The sequence below is a fragment of the Aureimonas altamirensis genome, assembly GCF_001463885.1.
Lineage (GTDB): Bacteria > Pseudomonadota > Alphaproteobacteria > Rhizobiales > Rhizobiaceae > Aureimonas > Aureimonas altamirensis.
The window spans coordinates 46,755-61,955 of the sequence record NZ_BBWQ01000020.1 but is presented as its reverse complement, the minus strand read 5'-3'; the positions used below and the strand labels follow the sequence as shown (position 1 = coordinate 61,955).

16 protein-coding genes are annotated in these 15,201 nt (G+C 65.3%); 9 read left to right on the top strand and 7 right to left on the bottom strand.

Annotated features, from left to right (window positions below; all coding sequences use genetic code 11):
- Position 1: 1 nt before the first annotated feature.
- The 4 genes from AUL31_RS14865 to zwf form a co-directional block, all read right to left on the bottom strand.
- Positions 2-1,966, bottom strand: coding sequence for a polysaccharide biosynthesis protein (locus AUL31_RS14865; RefSeq protein ID WP_060608327.1), 1,965 nt, complete (start codon positions 1,964-1,966; stop codon positions 2-4).
- 148 nt (positions 1,967-2,114) lie between these two features.
- Positions 2,115-3,932 (bottom strand): phosphogluconate dehydratase, encoded by a 1,818-nt coding sequence (gene edd, locus AUL31_RS14860; protein WP_060608324.1) that lies wholly within the window; start codon positions 3,930-3,932, stop codon positions 2,115-2,117.
- 10 nt (positions 3,933-3,942) lie between these two features.
- Positions 3,943-4,644: a 6-phosphogluconolactonase gene (gene pgl, locus AUL31_RS14855; protein ID WP_060608321.1), complete on the bottom strand. Its 702-nt coding sequence runs from the start codon at positions 4,642-4,644 to the stop codon at positions 3,943-3,945.
- A 9-nt stretch (positions 4,645-4,653) separates the two neighbouring features.
- Entirely contained in the window at positions 4,654-6,132 is a 1,479-nt protein-coding gene (gene zwf / locus AUL31_RS14850; protein WP_060608318.1) for a glucose-6-phosphate dehydrogenase, read from the bottom strand.
- A 316-nt stretch (positions 6,133-6,448) separates the two neighbouring features.
- Here zwf and AUL31_RS14845 point away from each other — a divergent pair, with 316 nt between their 5' ends.
- The 9 genes from AUL31_RS14845 to AUL31_RS14810 all read left to right on the top strand — a co-directional run bounded on the left by AUL31_RS14845 (position 6,449) and on the right by AUL31_RS14810 (position 13,224).
- Positions 6,449-7,162 (top strand): GntR family transcriptional regulator, encoded by a 714-nt coding sequence (locus AUL31_RS14845; protein ID WP_082646967.1) that lies wholly within the window; start codon positions 6,449-6,451, stop codon positions 7,160-7,162.
- 20 nt (positions 7,163-7,182) lie between these two features.
- Complete coding sequence (locus AUL31_RS14840) at positions 7,183-8,172, top strand: KpsF/GutQ family sugar-phosphate isomerase (protein WP_060608312.1); 990 nt, start codon at positions 7,183-7,185, stop codon at positions 8,170-8,172.
- 117 nt (positions 8,173-8,289) lie between these two features.
- Positions 8,290-9,042, top strand: a complete 753-nt coding sequence (minC, locus tag AUL31_RS14835; RefSeq protein ID WP_060608309.1) for a septum site-determining protein MinC — start codon at positions 8,290-8,292, stop codon at positions 9,040-9,042.
- A gap of 17 nt (positions 9,043-9,059) precedes the next feature.
- On the top strand, positions 9,060-9,875 hold the full coding sequence (gene minD, locus AUL31_RS14830; RefSeq protein ID WP_060608306.1) for a septum site-determining protein MinD: 816 nt from the start codon (positions 9,060-9,062) through the stop codon (positions 9,873-9,875).
- On the top strand, positions 9,872-10,156 hold the full coding sequence (minE, locus tag AUL31_RS14825; RefSeq protein WP_060608303.1) for a cell division topological specificity factor MinE: 285 nt from the start codon (positions 9,872-9,874) through the stop codon (positions 10,154-10,156). The genes minD and minE overlap by 4 nt, the downstream gene beginning before the upstream one ends.
- Positions 10,157-10,198: 42 nt before the next feature.
- Positions 10,199-10,363 (top strand): hypothetical protein, encoded by a 165-nt coding sequence (locus AUL31_RS20530; protein ID WP_192388162.1) that lies wholly within the window; start codon positions 10,199-10,201, stop codon positions 10,361-10,363.
- Positions 10,364-10,470: 107 nt separating this feature from the next.
- The gene (locus AUL31_RS14820) at positions 10,471-11,421 is read left to right on the top strand and encodes a 1-phosphofructokinase family hexose kinase (RefSeq protein WP_060608300.1); all 951 of its coding nucleotides are present in this window, start codon (positions 10,471-10,473) and stop codon (positions 11,419-11,421) included.
- Positions 11,418-12,245 (top strand): inositol monophosphatase family protein, encoded by an 828-nt coding sequence (locus tag AUL31_RS14815; RefSeq protein WP_060608296.1) that lies wholly within the window; start codon positions 11,418-11,420, stop codon positions 12,243-12,245. Before AUL31_RS14820 ends, AUL31_RS14815 begins: the two co-directional genes overlap by 4 nt.
- Before the next feature lie 100 nt (positions 12,246-12,345).
- Entirely contained in the window at positions 12,346-13,224 is an 879-nt protein-coding gene (locus AUL31_RS14810) for a DMT family transporter (RefSeq protein ID WP_073469364.1), read from the top strand.
- A 51-nt stretch (positions 13,225-13,275) separates the two neighbouring features.
- Here the strand turns inward: AUL31_RS14810 and AUL31_RS14805 are convergent, their stop codons facing one another.
- From AUL31_RS14805 to AUL31_RS14795, 3 genes are all read right to left on the bottom strand, one after another.
- The gene (locus AUL31_RS14805; RefSeq protein ID WP_060608293.1) at positions 13,276-14,007 is read right to left on the bottom strand and encodes an SDR family oxidoreductase; all 732 of its coding nucleotides are present in this window, start codon (positions 14,005-14,007) and stop codon (positions 13,276-13,278) included.
- A 66-nt stretch (positions 14,008-14,073) separates the two neighbouring features.
- On the bottom strand, positions 14,074-14,727 hold the full coding sequence (locus AUL31_RS14800) for a nucleoside triphosphate hydrolase (protein WP_060608290.1): 654 nt from the start codon (positions 14,725-14,727) through the stop codon (positions 14,074-14,076).
- A 6-nt stretch (positions 14,728-14,733) separates the two neighbouring features.
- Positions 14,734-15,159: a GlcG/HbpS family heme-binding protein gene (locus AUL31_RS14795; RefSeq protein ID WP_060608287.1), complete on the bottom strand. Its 426-nt coding sequence runs from the start codon at positions 15,157-15,159 to the stop codon at positions 14,734-14,736.
- Between the last annotated feature and the right edge of the window lie 42 nt (positions 15,160-15,201).

Genomic DNA, 15,201 nt, shown 5'->3' with positions numbered 1-15,201 from the left:
TTCAGGATGCCGGCGGCGGCGGAAGCGATGGCGCCGCGCCCGCAATGTCGTTCAAGGCCGGACGCTCGCTCTGCGCGGGCCGGTAATCGGGCACGATATGCGACAGGAGAGCGATGGCACGGCTGGCGTCGTTGGCGCGGATGGCCTTTTCCAGCGCCTCGAAATTGCGCCTCAGGAACGATGTGTCCGACACCCGGGAGCTGGCCGCCAGAAGGCCCTCGCGCCCGGTCCGCTCGATAATCTCGCCATCGCCGAACAGCTCTTCATAGAGTTTCTCACCAGGGCGCAGGCCGATATATTCGATGGCGATATCGACGCCGGGACGCAGGCCCGCAAGCTGGATCAGCCGTTCGGCCAGTTCGGAGATCAGGATCGGCTCGCCCATATCCAGCACGAAGATCCGCCCCCGCTCCGTGCGTGCGGCAACGCCGTGCCCCGCCGCATGCAGGATGAGGCGGCAGGCCTCCGGGATGGTCATGAAGAAACGGGTGATCTTCGGATGCGTGACGGTAAGCGGACCGCCGCGCTGCAACTGGGACTGGAACAGCGGGATGACCGATCCGGCCGAGCCGAGCACGTTGCCGAAACGAACCGTCATGAAGCGCGTGGCGCTGCCCGACAGATCCAGCGCCTGGCAATAGGCCTCGGCGGCGCGCTTGGTGGCGCCCATGACGTTGGCCGGGTTGACCGCCTTGTCGGTCGACACCATCACGAAGGCCGCCGCCTCTGCCGCCAGGGCCGCGTCGGCGACGTTGCGTGTGCCGATGAGGTTGGTCTCGATACCTTCGACCGGGTTTTGCTCCACCAGCGGCACATGCTTCAGCGCCGCCGCGTGGAAGACGACATCCGGCCGGAAGTCCGTAAAGGCCGCCAGAACACGGTCGGCCATGCGGACGTCGAGGATCCGCTCTTCCCGCTCGACGCCGGGGAAGGCGGTCGCAAGCTGGCGGCCGATGGAATAGAGATTGAACTCGGAACTGTCGATCAGCAGCAGCTTGCTGGGCTGGAAGGCCGCGATCTGCTTGCAGAGTTCCGATCCGATGCTGCCGCCCGCGCCTGTCACGGCAATGGCGCGGTCGTTGATGAGCTGCGCCACTTCGCGGATTTCCAGATCCACCTCGCGGCGGCCGAGAAGATCTTCCAGCGATACGGGCAGCGCCTCGATGGGCGCCTCGCTATCGACGCCGCCGGCCTTCGAGATATCCGGCAGGCGTTTGACGGCGATCTTCATCGGAGCCGCCGCCTCCACCACATTGGCCATGTCGAGCGGCGGCAGGTTTGTCTGCGTAACGACGATCTGCGAGATCGGGCTGGCCGACAGCTCGCTCTTGCGGGCCAGTGTCACGAGCGACGACAGATCGCCCACCACCCGCACGCCGTGCAGCCGGCGGCGCCAGTTCTTGGGCCGAGGGTCGAGGATGGCGACGATATGGGTGTTCGGCTGCGAGCGGCGGGCATTGCGGATGAAAAGGTCCGCATTGTCGTTGAAGCCGTAGAGCACGATATGCTCGACCTTGCCGATGCCGAGCGGCCGCGTGGCCGTTTCGTTGAAACCGCGCTCCTTGGACAGGCGGTAGATAAGGCGCGGCCCGCCCAGCCCGACGATCATGATGAACCAGCACATCACAAGGGCCGAACGCGGCAGGTAGGCGCCGCGAAACAGGATGAAATGCCCCAGCAGGAAGACCGTCACGATGGCGGTCACGGCCTTGACGATGGACACGACGTCGAGCAGCGAGGCATAGCGCCAGGCGCCGCTGTTCAACGAGAATAGCGGAAACATCAGGGCGGAGGTCAGGGCAAAGCTGCCGACGATGGCCCAGAGCTGCCAGTAGACGCTGAAGGCGTTGAAGTTCCAGGCGAGGCCCAGCGACAGCACCATCGACAAGGCCGCAACCAGCACGTCGTGGACGATGCCGAGAGAGCGGAGCGACCCGCGCGGCAGATGCGGCTTCGTGTCGAACATGGCCTTCCGGAACCGAGGCGCCGGAGGCGCGATGGGCCCCGTACGCATTGCAGGAAATGGTTGGAACGATCCGAGATCGTCCCCACCATCCTATCATTCTAGAGCGTTTCCATCGATCAAGGAAGAAGCGCGCGCGTCGCGGGCGGCTTTAGAATACGGTTGCGCCCCCGGAAGCAGGGCCCACCATGTTGCGGAAGATGCCGAACAACTCGCGGCCGACGCCATAGTCGTTGCCGGTCAGGTCCGGGGCGCTGGCATCGCGCAGCGCCAGATCGGCCGCATCGACGAGCAGTTCCAGCGTACCGGCCTCGGCGTCCAGCCGGATCAGGTCGCCGTCCCTTATACGGCCGATGACGCCGCCTTCCTTGGCTTCCGGCGTGACGTGAATGGCCGCCGGCACCTTGCCGGAGGCACCCGACATGCGGCCGTCCGTCACCAGAGCGACATTCTGTCCGCGGTCCATGAGAACACCCAGCGTCGGCGTGAGCTTATGCAGCTCGGGCATGCCGTTGGCCGAAGGGCCCTGATACCGGACGACGGCGATGAAGTCGCCCGTCAGCTCGCCGGCGCGGAAGGCGCGCTGCACGGCTTCCTGCCCGTCGAAGACGCGGGCAGGGGCGGTGACGGCGCGCCGCTCGGGTTTGACGGCCGAAACCTTGATGACGGCCTTGCCGACATTGCCGTCCAGAACGCGCAGTCCGCCATTGGACGAGAAGGGCGTATCCGCCCGCGCCAGAACCTTGGAATCGAGGCTCTCGGACGGAGCGGAAACCCGCTCCACGCCGACGCCGTCGGCGGCCAGCCTTGCCTCGACCGTGTAGGCCGACAGGCCCATGCCGAAGGCCGTGCGGACATCCTCATGCAGGAGCCCGGCCCCCAGCAGCTCGCGGATCAGGAAGCCCATGCCGCCTGCCGCGTCGAAGTGGTTCACGTCGGCCAGACCGTTCGGGTAGACGCGCGCCAGAAGCGGCGTGATGTCCGACAGGTCGGAGATATCCTGCCATGTCAGCGTGATGCCCGCCGCGGCCGCCATCGCAACCAGATGCAGCGTATGGTTGGTGGAGCCGCCGGTGGCGTGCAGTCCGACGACGCCGTTGACGATTGTGCGCTCGTCCACCATCACCCCGACGGGCGTGTACTCGTTGCCGAGGGCCGTGATGGACAAGGCGCGTTGTGCCGCTTCGCGGGTGAGGGCGTCGCGCAGCGGGGTGTTGGGGTTGACGAACGAGCTGCCAGGCAGATGCAGGCCCATGATCTCCATGAGCATCTGGTTGGAATTGGCCGTACCGTAGAAGGTGCAGGTGCCCGGTCCATGATAGGACTTGGATTCCGCCTCCAGCAGTTCGTCGCGGCCGACCTTGCCCTCGGCATAAAGCTGGCGCACCCGCGCCTTTTCGTCATTGGGCAGACCCGACGTCATGGGACCGGCCGGCACGAAGATCGCCGGGAGGTGGCCGAAGGTCAGCGCGGCGATGACGAGCCCCGGTACGATCTTGTCGCAGACGCCGAGATAAACTGCCGCGTCGAACATGTCGTGGCTCAGGCCGACCGCGGCCGACAGGGCGATGACATCGCGCGAGAACAGCGAAAGCTCCATCCCGGCCTCGCCCTGCGTGACGCCGTCGCACATGGCGGGGACGCCGCCGGCCACCTGCGCCGTCGCCCCCATGTCGCGGGCTGCCTGCCGGATGATGTCGGGATACCGCTCATAGGGCTGGTGCGCCGACAGCATGTCGTTATAGGCGGTGATGATGCCGAGGTTGGGGGTTGCGTCCCCCTTCAGCCGCGCCTTGTCGCCGGTTCCGCAGGCGGCAAACCCGTGGGCCAGGTTGCCGCATCCCAGCGCGGAACGCCGCGGCCGCGATTCGGCGCGGGCTAGGACGCGGGCAAGATAGGCTTCGCGCGCGGCCACGGAGCGTTCGCGGATACGGTTGGTAATTGCAATGAGGCGTTTGTCGGCACTCATTCGAAGCTCCTCAGCGCGCCCAGAATATCTGCAGGTCGTCGCGGCTTTCCTGCCGCAGCACGGCCCGGACGGGCATCTCTTCCAGCGGGCCGTCGGCAAGCGCCAGCCCCAGGGTTTCCCTCTTGTCCTCGCCCTCGATGTGCAGCGCCAGGAAATGCGCCGACAGGAGAAGAGGCAGCGTCAGCGTAACGCGCGGCTCTCCGGCGCCGGGCGCCTCCACGGCGACGACGCTGGCCCCGTCGGAGGGCGCCAGCGCCGCCCCGAGTTGCTCGGAGCCGGGAAAGAAGGACGCGGTATGACCGTCATTGCCCATGCCCAGTATGGCCGCGTCGAGAGGCCGCGCGATGACGGCGAACCGGTCCGACAGGTCCGGCGCGGCTTCCGCCGCGGTCCGACCCGGTATGAAGAAGGGTTCGAAGCGCGCCTTGGCGGCCCTGCCGACCAGAAGTCCGTTGCGCACGAGACGCGCGTTGGATCGATCGCTGTCCTCGTCCACCCAGCGTTCATCGACGAGGAGGACGCACACCCTGTCCCATTCGATATCGGCCTGCGACAGGCGCTCGAACAGAAGTCGGGGCGTGGAACCGCCTGAAACGGCAAGCGTCGCGGCGCCGCGTGCGTCGATTGCCGTGGCAAGCACGGCGGCCAGGCCCGTCGCCAGGCCTTCGGCCAGGGCCTCGCGCGTCGGATATTCGTGGAAACGCAGATCCATGGTCCGCCCTTACTCCGGTTCGTGCCAGGTTCTGCCGTCGCGCTCGATGAGCGCGATGGAGCCCGAGGGGCCCCATGTGCCGGCGGTGTACCCTTGCGGGCGAATGTCTTTCTCTTCCCAGGCGGACAGGATGGGGTCCACCCATTCCCAGGCCGCTTCCACCTCGTCGCGCCGCATGAACAGCGTCTGGTTGCCGCGAATGACATCCATCAGCAGGCGCTCGTAGGCGTCCGGGTTCCGAACCCCGAAGGACTGGGCGAAGCTCATGTCCAACGGCACGTGGCGCAGGCGCATGCCGCCGGGGCCCGGGTCCTTGATCATCAGCCACTGCTTGACGCCTTCGTCGGGCTGCAGGCGCAGCACAAGCTGGTTCTGCTGCACATGGCCGGCCGCGCCGCCGAAGATGTTGTGCGGAATGGGCCGGAAGGTGACGACGATCTCGCTCATGCGCTGCGTCAGGCGCTTGCCCGTCCGCAGGTAGAAGGGCACGCCGGCCCAGCGCCAGTTGTTGATCTCGGCCTTGATGGCGACGAAGGTCTCGGTGTTGCTGGAGTCTTCGCCGAGATCTTCCAGATAGCTTCGGGCCGGCCCGCCATTGGAGGCGCCCGACCGGTACTGTCCGCGGACGGTGACATGCTCGACATTGCGCGCGTCGATGGGCTTCAGCGCCCGCAGCACCTTCAGCTTTTCGTCGCGAAGGGCATTGCCGTCGATGGCGCCGGGCGGCTCCAGCGCCACCAGGCACATGAGCTGCACGATGTGGTTCTGCACCATGTCGCGCAGCGCGCCGGCCTTGTCATAGTAGCCGGCACGCCCTTCGAGGCCGACCGATTCGGCGACCGTGATCTGCACATGGTCCACGAAGGCCGAGTTCCACAGCGGCTCGTAGAGCATGTTGGCGAAGCGCAGCGCCATCAGGTTCTGCACCGTCTCCTTGCCGAGATAGTGATCGATACGGAAGACCTGATGCTCTTCGAAATGTTCGCCGATGATGCGGTTCAATGCGCGGGCGGATTCGAGATCGCGCCCGACCGGCTTTTCCACCACCAGGCGCGTGCAGTCGTTGACAAGGCCGAAGCTTCGGATGCGCATGGCGAAATCGCCGAACAAAGACGGCCCCACCGCAAGGTAGAAGGCGCGGATGCGGCTTGGTGGCGCCTGGTCCAGCAGCGCTTTCAGTTCGTTCCAGCCGCCATCGGCCCGCGCGTCGACCGTCAGGTAGAAAAGTCGGCCGATGAAGCGTTCGATGGCCGCCTCGTCACGATCTTCCGCCGCCACGAAGCGGTCGATCGCCGCACGGGCGAAGGCACGGTATTCCTCGTCGCTGAGCGACGTCCGCGACGCGCCGATAATGCGGGAATCGTCGGGAATCTGTCCGTCGAGGTCGCGGTGATAGAGGGCCGGCAACAGCTTGCGCTCTGCCAGGTCGCCGTTGCCCCCGAAAACAACATAGTCGAAACTGTCTACCGGGATGATGTGGCTGGTCACGAATACGAATCCTGCTGAAATCCTTGAGTCGGTTATAGGGCGACCCGCGGACAAGGGTAAATCTAATCGATTGAAAATGAAAGCGCGCAGAGCGGCATTTCGGCTGTGCTCGCCGGGTTGGGCAGGACGGCATCCGAATGAACCGGAGTCCGCACCGATAATGTAATTGCGTGGTCAACAATACTATAACCAGAAGTCTCAGTTATCTAAACAAATATACACTTAACATTCGTAATTTATTGAATTGTAAGGACTTTCATCATTTTTTTGTCGTGCTATAACGCACAGCTGAATATTGCGGCGCGTAGGGAGTGAAATGAGCCTGAAGACTTTTGATCTTAGGCCCTTGTATCTGCAGGTCGTTGACGACTTCATAGGTCGAATAGTCTCTGGTGTCTGGCCCGCCGGCCAATTCATAGCCAGCGAGACGGAGATCTCCCGCGAACTCGGTCTTTCCATCGGCACGGTGCGGCGCGCCTTCGATATTCTCGATCAGTACGGCGTGCTCGATCGCTCCCAGGGAAAGGGAACGTTGATCCTGAACGCGTCCGGCGAGGAAGCGTCCAGGCGCTTTGTCACCTTTCTCGATGCAGATGGCGAACGCGTCGCCGGTGAACTCGACCTGATCGGCGCATCCATCTCCAAGGCGGACGACGCCGTCGCCGCCGACCTGAAGATCGTGGCAGGCAGCGAAATCCTGGCCATGCGGCGGCAGCGTCGGCATGGCGGGCGCATCTTTCTGACCGAGATCGCCCAAAGCCCGTTCGTGCCGGCGGCCGGCGCGCGCGGCGCGGCCGCCCTGCTGGAAGCCGCCGAGGCGCGCTGGTTCGCGCATAGCCTGGCCGTCCGCATGACCGAGACTGTCAGCCCGATCGTGGCCGATGCCGACGATGCGCGTGTTTTCGGCGTACCGACGGGCGAGCCCCTTCTGCAATTGACCCGCATCATCTTCAGTTATGATGGCGTGGCGCTGGAACGGCGGGTCGCGCGCTGCTATCTGGGGCAGGATCTGTTCTACGAGAACAGCTGAGATCAGCCCCGGAAGACCAGATGTCAAAAGATGAAGACCGTTCGCTTGCCGTCGTGGGCTCGGCGCTCCGCAGCCTTTCGGCCGCAAGCGATGCTTTCGAAATACTGTCGGCCGACATCCGGAACGGGCCGCTGGGAAAGGCCATCGCGGACGCCGTTGCGCTGATCCGCCTGCGGCCCGGCCGGCTGATCGTCACCGGCGTCGGCAAAAGTGGGCACATCGCACGCAAGCTCGCGGCGACATTCGCCTCTACGGGTACGCCCGCCTATCATCTCCACCCGACGGAGGCGAACCACGGCGATCTCGGCATGATCGACAGGACGGACGTCATCATGGCGCTGTCCTGGTCGGGCGAGACCAGCGAACTGGCGCAGACGATCACCTATGCCAAGCGATTCGAGGTGCCGTTGATCTCGTTGACCGCCGCCGGCGACAGCACGCTTGCGATGGCGTCGACGGTGCCGCTTGTCCTTCCCCGCGTGCGCGAGGCATGTCCGCATAATCTGGCGCCCACCACCTCCACCCTCATGCAGCTTGCCATCGGCGATGCCATCGCCGTCGCGCTGATCGAGGATCGCGGCTTCTCGCCGGACGACTTCAAGATATTCCACCCCGGCGGCAAGCTGGGCGCCCAGCTACAGACGGTGGGAGACCTGATGCACACCGGGCAATCCCTGCCGTTGACGGGCCTTGACGCGAACGTCACCGAGGCCGTCCGCGTGATGTCGGCCCATGGTTTCGGGGCGGTCGGCGTGGTCGATGCGGCGGGCGACCTTGTCGGGATGATCACGGACGGCGACCTCAGACGTCATCTGTCGCCCGACCTTGCCGAGCGCACGGTCTCGGCGGTGATGACGCACGAACCGATCGTCGTCGGCGCGTCGACCCTGGCTGCCGAAGCGTTGACGCTGATGGAAGCCCGCAAGATCGGCGCTCTCTTCGTGGTGGCGGGCAGGGAGCCGGTGGGCTTTATCCGCACGCTCGACCTCTTGCGGGCCGGCGTCGCCTGAGGCGCTGCGCGGCCGACCCGAAAAAAACCTGCCGACGCTGCAAAGGCGCAAGGTTCGGGAATTAACCGAGTGTTAACCGTGGAGGCCGTACACCATGGAAACCACTCGTTAACCAAGATGAATGAAACCTTGACCAGTCGCAAAGCTATCCGCCTGCGCGGACGGTCCTTTCTGGCGCTCGTTCTGTCGCCGGAGCTGCCTTTCGAGGATTGGCTCCACGAACTGGATGACCTTGCCCGGCGCTCCACCGGCTTCTTCCTGAGCCGGCCCATCGTGCTGGACGTCGCCGGCCTGCCGATCACGCGGGAGACCCTGCAATCCCTGATCGACGAGCTGGCAAAGCGCAATGTCAGGATCATGGGCATCGAGGGCGCCAAGCCCTCGCTGCTTGGCCCCGGCATGCCGCCCGAGATGCGCGGCGGCCGCCCGGCGGCGGACGTCGAGGTGCCGGACGAGGGCGCAGCGCCGGCTGCCGGCCCCAAGGCGCGCAGCGAGCCTGCGCGCGATGCCGCATCCAGCGTCTATGTGCCGCCGCAGGGCAATTCCACGCTGATCGTCGAGGAGAGCGTGCGCTCGGGCCAGTCGATCATCCATCCCGATGGGGATGTGACCGTGCTGGGGTCCGTCTCGTCCGGGGCGGAGATCGTGGCAGGCGGCTCCATCCACGTTTACGGCGCGCTTCGCGGCCGGGCCCTGGCGGGCTCTGCCGGCAACCCGAAGGCGCGCATCTTCTGCCGCAGGCTCGAGGCCGAGCTGATCGCGATCGACGGCCTCTACAAGACCGCGGAAGACATGGAACAGAAACTCCGGGGCCAGGCCGTGCAGGTCTGGCTGGACGGGGATGTATTGAAGGCAGCCGTTCTGGCTTGAACGAAAGGACGTCGATAATGGCAAAAGTTCTGGTGGTGACGTCGGGCAAGGGAGGAGTCGGCAAGACGACCTCGACCGCCGCGCTGGGCGCCGCGCTTGCGCAGGGCGGCCAGAAGGTCGTGGTCGTCGATTTCGACGTCGGCCTGCGCAACCTGGATCTGGTGATGGGCGCCGAGCGCCGGGTCGTCTACGATCTCATCAACGTGGTCCAGGGCGATGCCAAGCTGCCGCAGGCGCTGATCCGCGACAAGCGCGTCGACACGCTGCACCTGCTGCCTGCCTCGCAGACGCGCGACAAGGACAACCTCACCACCGAGGGTGTCGAACGCGTGATGGGCGAGCTGAAGGAGCAGTTCGACTGGGTGATCTGCGACAGCCCGGCCGGCATCGAGCGCGGCGCCACGCTGGCGATGCGCCATGCCGACATCGCGGTCGTCGTCACCAATCCGGAAGTGTCGTCGGTGCGCGATTCGGACCGCATCATCGGCCTGCTCGATTCCAAGACCGAACGCGCCGAGCGCGGCGAGCGGATCGAAAAGCACCTGCTGTTGACCCGCTTCGATACGGTGCGGGCCGAGCGTGGCGACATGCTCAAGGTCGAGGACGTGCTGGAGATCCTCTCCATCCCGCTTCTCGGCATCATTCCGGAAAGCGCCGAGGTGCTGCGCGCTTCCAACCTTGGCACGCCCGTCACGTTGTCGGATGCCAACAGCGCCCCGGCGCGCGCCTACATGGATGCGGCCCGCCGCCTGAACGGCGATGCCGTGCCGATGATCGTGCCCACCGACAAGCGCGGCCTGCTTGGCAAACTCTTCGGCAGGAGGGCGGCATGAACCTGTTCAACCTCTTTGCCCGACGCAATACGGCGCCGGCCGCGCGCGAGCGCCTGCAGGTTCTGCTGGCGCATGAGCGGGCCGCCGTGGGCCAGTCCGACCTCGTGAACATCCTTCGCGAGGAGATCCTGGCGGTGATCGCCAAGCACGTGTCCATCGACCCGGAGAAGGTCAAGGTATCGATGGATCGCGGTGACGCCATCTCCATGCTGGAGGTGGATATCGAATTGCCGATTGCCGAGCCGGTCATGGACCGCGAGGTTCGTACCGCACACGGCTGATCGGTCTTCGGATACGAGGACGAAGCGAAAGGAGAGACGACGATGAGCAGAGCCGAACTTCTCGTCCGGTTGCAGAAGGTGCAGGAAACCCCGGAAATGCAGGGTCGAAACATCCGCAGCATCGCGGCGATCCTGTCCAACGACGCGCTCCTCAAGCATGTCGAGGTGTGCGAGGAAGCGGTCGAGAAAGCGCGCCGCGTCAACTAGAACGGCCTGACCCCGGCCGATCGAGCCGGGGTTTTTTTATGCATGCCGGGCAACCGATGCGGTGGTTTGTCGCTTCCTCTGGTCAGCGAAACAACCGCGGGAAGATCATGCCAAGCGATAAGGTAGCGCGTAAACGGGAGGCCTCGTCGGAGATCGCGGTCTTCGCGCCATGGCCGCTTTTCACCATCACCATCGAGAAGCTGGCCAGCGGCGAGGACGAAGTCTATTTCCACGCTGGCGGACAGGGCGTCTGGGCCGCACGCATGGCGGCCGAGCTGGGTGGCAAGGCCCTGCTGGTGGGGCCGGTGGGCGGCGAGGCACGCACCCTGATCGAGGCGCTGGTGCGGTCCGAAGGGCTGGACATGCGCGCCGTACCGATACGCCACGCCAATGGCGGATATATCAACGACCGACGCGGCGGCCAGCGCAAGGAAATCGCCACGGTGCCGCCGCCACGGCTGGACCGTCACGAGGTGGACGATCTTTACAACGCGGCCCTGGCCGAGGGCATACGCTGCGGCACGATGATCGTGACCGGCGTACCCGACGGCAAAGTCGTGCCCGTTGAAATCTACACGCGGCTGGCCCGCGACCTGCAGGCCAACGACGTCATCTCCGTCGCCGATATCGCAGGCACCGTCCTGGATGCGGTGGAAGAAGGCCTCACCCTGATCAAGGTGAGCCACGAAGAGTTGCAGGCCGCGGGCCTGGCCAAGGACGACAGCCGCAAAAGCCTGATGAAGGCCATGGAGAGCCTGCGCAAGAAGGCCGACAATATCGTCGTCTCCTGCGCGGGCGCCGGCGCCCTGGCCCTGATGCAGGATCGCTTCTGGGAGGCGAAGGCCCCGCAACTGACCCCGCGCGACCATTCGGGCGCCGGAGATTCCATGACCGCCGCGCTTGCCGTTGCCCTGTCCCGTGGCGACGAGCCGGATGCCTGCCTGAAACTGGCGACGGCCGCCGGCGCAATGAACGTGACCCGCCATGGGCGCGGAACCGGCAACCTGCACGATATCGAAATCGTGGCCGGGCGGGTTCAGATCGAGGAACTGAAATGAGCGAAGCCAAGGACGATCTTCGGGATCTGGAACGCCTCGCCGTGGAGCTGGCGCAACTGGCCGGAGACCGCATCATCGCGTCGCTCGGTACTGCCCTGGCGGTCAAGTACAAGAAACTGTCGCGCGAGGAAGAGGCGGAGGCCGAGTTCCGCGACCCGGTGTCCGAAATCGACAGCGCCGTCGAGGCGGTGCTGCGCGAGCGCCTTGCCGAGCGATACCCTACACACGCCATCATCGGCGAAGAGGAGGGCGGCGGCGAATTGCCGCCTGCCGACTATACCTGGGTGATTGATCCGGTCGACGGAACGGCCAATTTCGTCAACGGCTTTCCCATCTTCGCGGCCTCCATCGGGCTGGTGCACAAGGGCGACCCTATCGTCGGCGCGGTCTGGTGTTCGACCAGCCATGCGCTGCGGCCGGGGGTCTATCATGCGACCAAGGGCGGCTCGCTGTTTTTCGACGGGGCGCGCATCGAGGCGGTGGACCGCTCGGCCGTCAAGCGACGCATCGTCGCCATGCCCAATCTGATGACCGACATGAGCCTTGGCTACGAGGCCCGGCAGACCGGCTCGGCGGCGGCGGAATGCGCCTTCGTGGCAGCCGGGCTTCTGGCGGGCGCGCGCTTCGATTCGCCCAACATATGGGATGTCGCCGGTGGCGTGCCCCTGGTGCAGGCGACAGGCGGAACGGTGCTGACGCGGCAGGACGCTGCCCATGACTGGAAGGATTTCACGCGCTTCGACGCTCCACGCGGCGTCGTCTGGCGTCAGCCGATGATTATCGGCGGCGGGGAAACCGCCAGCGCGCTGGCGCTGACCGCCTGACGGCACACGGAATTATGCGCCTTGTGCGCAATAATCATTCCAATGGTAAGGCAAACAGGCTTTATGGAAGGAACCTGAACCCACCTCCCGTAGCATCGACATGCCCAGCCAGACAGCGTCCACTTCCATACTCGGCGGCATCCTGCTTACGCTGGCCGCCGGGATGATCTTCTCGTCCATGGATGCCGTGGCCAAGAGCCTGACAGGGGTTCTGCCCGTCATGCAGGTCGTGTGGGGGCGCTACGTCTTCCACACGATCCTGGTTGGCGGCATCCTTACCGCGCGCAGCGGCGGCTTCGGCTATCTGCGGTCGCGCCATCCCATGCTGCAGTTCGTGCGCGGCATGTGCCTGCTGTCATCCACGTTGCTGATGTACATGGCCATCGCGCACGTGCCGCTGGCCGACGCCACGGCCGTCCTGTTTTTCTCGCCAGTGTTCGTGACGCTCCTGTCGGTCCTGGTGCTGAAGGAAACGATCGGCATCCATCGCATCACAGCGGTCGTCGCGGGCTTTGTCGGCGTGCTTCTGGTGGTGCGCCCGGAGCTCGGCCGTACCGATCCGTGGCTGCTGCTGCCGCTGGCCGCCGTCGTCAGCAATTCCGTGTACCTGTTGATGACGCGCCATCTGGCGCATGCGGAAAACCCTGCGGTGACGCAGTTCAACACAACCGCCGCAGGCATGGTCATCATGTGTTTCGTGGTGCTGCCCGTGTGGCAGACGCCGGAGCTCTGGCAATGGGTGCTGATGTTCGTGATGGGTGCGTTCGGCGCCCTGGGCCATACCGTGCTGGTGAAGGCGTTTTCCTTCGCCCCGGCGTCGCTTCTGTCACCCTTCCTGTATTCGCAGGTGATGTTCTCGGCGCTGCTCAGCATCTTCTGGTTCGGCGATCCGATGCACCCCCTGACCCTGGCGGGCACCGCGATCCTGATTGCCAGCGGCATCTATATCTGGTGGCGCGAGAACCGTAAGCGCCTGTAACCGCCTAAGCGGGGCAGGGCGGGGATGCTGTCCCCGCCCTGTCCAAAGAGGTCAGGCCGTCCAGCCGCCGTCGATCACGTGGATCTGGCCGGTCGTATAGGTGGCGGTGGCCAGATGCAGCGCGAGTGCCGCGATCTCTTCCGGCTGGCCGATCCGGCCTATGGGCTGGCGCGCGATGAAGGCGGCGCGGGCGCCTTCATAATCGCCCCCGGCGCGCAGGCGCTCCTGAAGCGAGGGGGAATCGACGGTGCCGGGGCATATGGCGTTGCAGCGGATACCTTTGCCGACATAGTCGGCGGCGACCGATTTGGTCAGGCCGATTACGGCCGCCTTGGTGACACTGTAGGCAAAGCGATTCGGCACGGCTTTCACGCTGGATGCAACGGACGCCATGTTGATGATGCAGCCGTCGCCACGCTCCAGCATGCCGGGCAGGACCGCCTGGATCGTGTGCATCTGGGCGCGGACATTCAGATCGAAGGCGAAGTTCAGATCCTTGTCGCTGCAGTCCAGAATCGTCCCGGAATGCACGACGCCCGCGCAATTGAAGAGAATGTCGATCGGGCCTGCCTTGACCGCCGCCGCCTCTACGGCCGCTGCGTCGAGCACGTCGAGCTTCAGTGTCTCCACGCCGGCAAGGCTTGAAAGTTCGCCTAATGCCGCCTCGTTGATATCGGAGGCGATCACCCGCGCCCCGGCCGCGGCGAACAGTTCCACCGTAGCCTTGCCAATGCCCTGCGCAGCCGCGGTTATGAAGGCTGTCTTTCCCGAAAGGTCGATCATTGTGTCTCCTGCCCATTGATCCAATCGCAGGTTCAATAGGGCGAAGCGCGGCTTCAGGGCAAGTGGTTAGACCAATTCGGACCCGTCGGTGTGGAGGGTGAAATCGGCTTGCGCGCTGGAGCCCAGCACGAGCCGGACATTGGGAAGATCGTTGCCTTCCATCTTCAAAAGAAGGGCGTCATCGTCGTAATCGAAGCCCAGCCAGCGCTGCCGAAGGCGCTCCTCGATGGTGGCCATCGGCGCCGTCACGAACACCGCGATATCGAAGCGACTGCGCAGCTCGCGCCAGCCATCGGCATCGAGAAGCAGGTAGTTTCCCTCGGTGACGATGATGCGGGCCGGGCCCGGCACGATGTCCGCGCCGGCCCGGGCGATCTCCAGCGTGCGGTCGAAGACCGGCACGGCGATGTCGGTTGCGTCGTCGGCGCGCAGCCTGTCGAGCATGGCCCGATAGCCGCCAAGATCGAAGGTATGCGGAGCGCCTTTACGCGGGCGGTGCCCGCGCGCGTTCAGGACGGCATCGTCGAAATGGTAGCCATCCATCGGAAACAGGGCGGCGATGCCGGGCCTCACCTCATTCAGCGCATGCGCAAGGCGGCCGGCGACCGTCGATTTGCCGGCCCCGGGTGGGCCGGCGAGTGCAACGACGATGCGCCGGCCATCGCCGGCCTGCCGAAGGGCAAGCTGGACGAGGTCCTCTATGGTGATGTCCGGCGCCATCGGCGGTCAGCCTACGTCAGCCGTGAAACCCGCCGCCTCGATGCCCGCGATCGCGGCAGCTTCGTCATTGTCGGACGTGTCGCCGGTGATGCCGACCGCGCCGATGATCGCGCCGTCATTGCGGATCAGGACACCGCCCGGCACCGGCACCAGGCTGCCGCCGGCAAGGCTGTTCATTGCCTGGATGAAATAGGGCTGCTCTTCCGCGCGCTTGAACAAGGCGCGGCTTCCGAGGCCCATCGCGATGCAGCCATTGGCCTTGCCGATGGCGATGTCGGGGCGCATGCGCGACGTGCCGTCCTGCCGCTCCAGGGCAATCAGCGCACCGCCGGCATCCAGCACGGCCACGGTCAGCGGCTTGAACTTGCCTTCGGCCGCCTTGGCAAGGCTGGCGGAGATGATCTTGCGGGCGTGGTCGAGCGTCAGTGTCATGGGTTTCCTTCCCTGGTGGCCCGGCCATCCTCGAATCGCCGC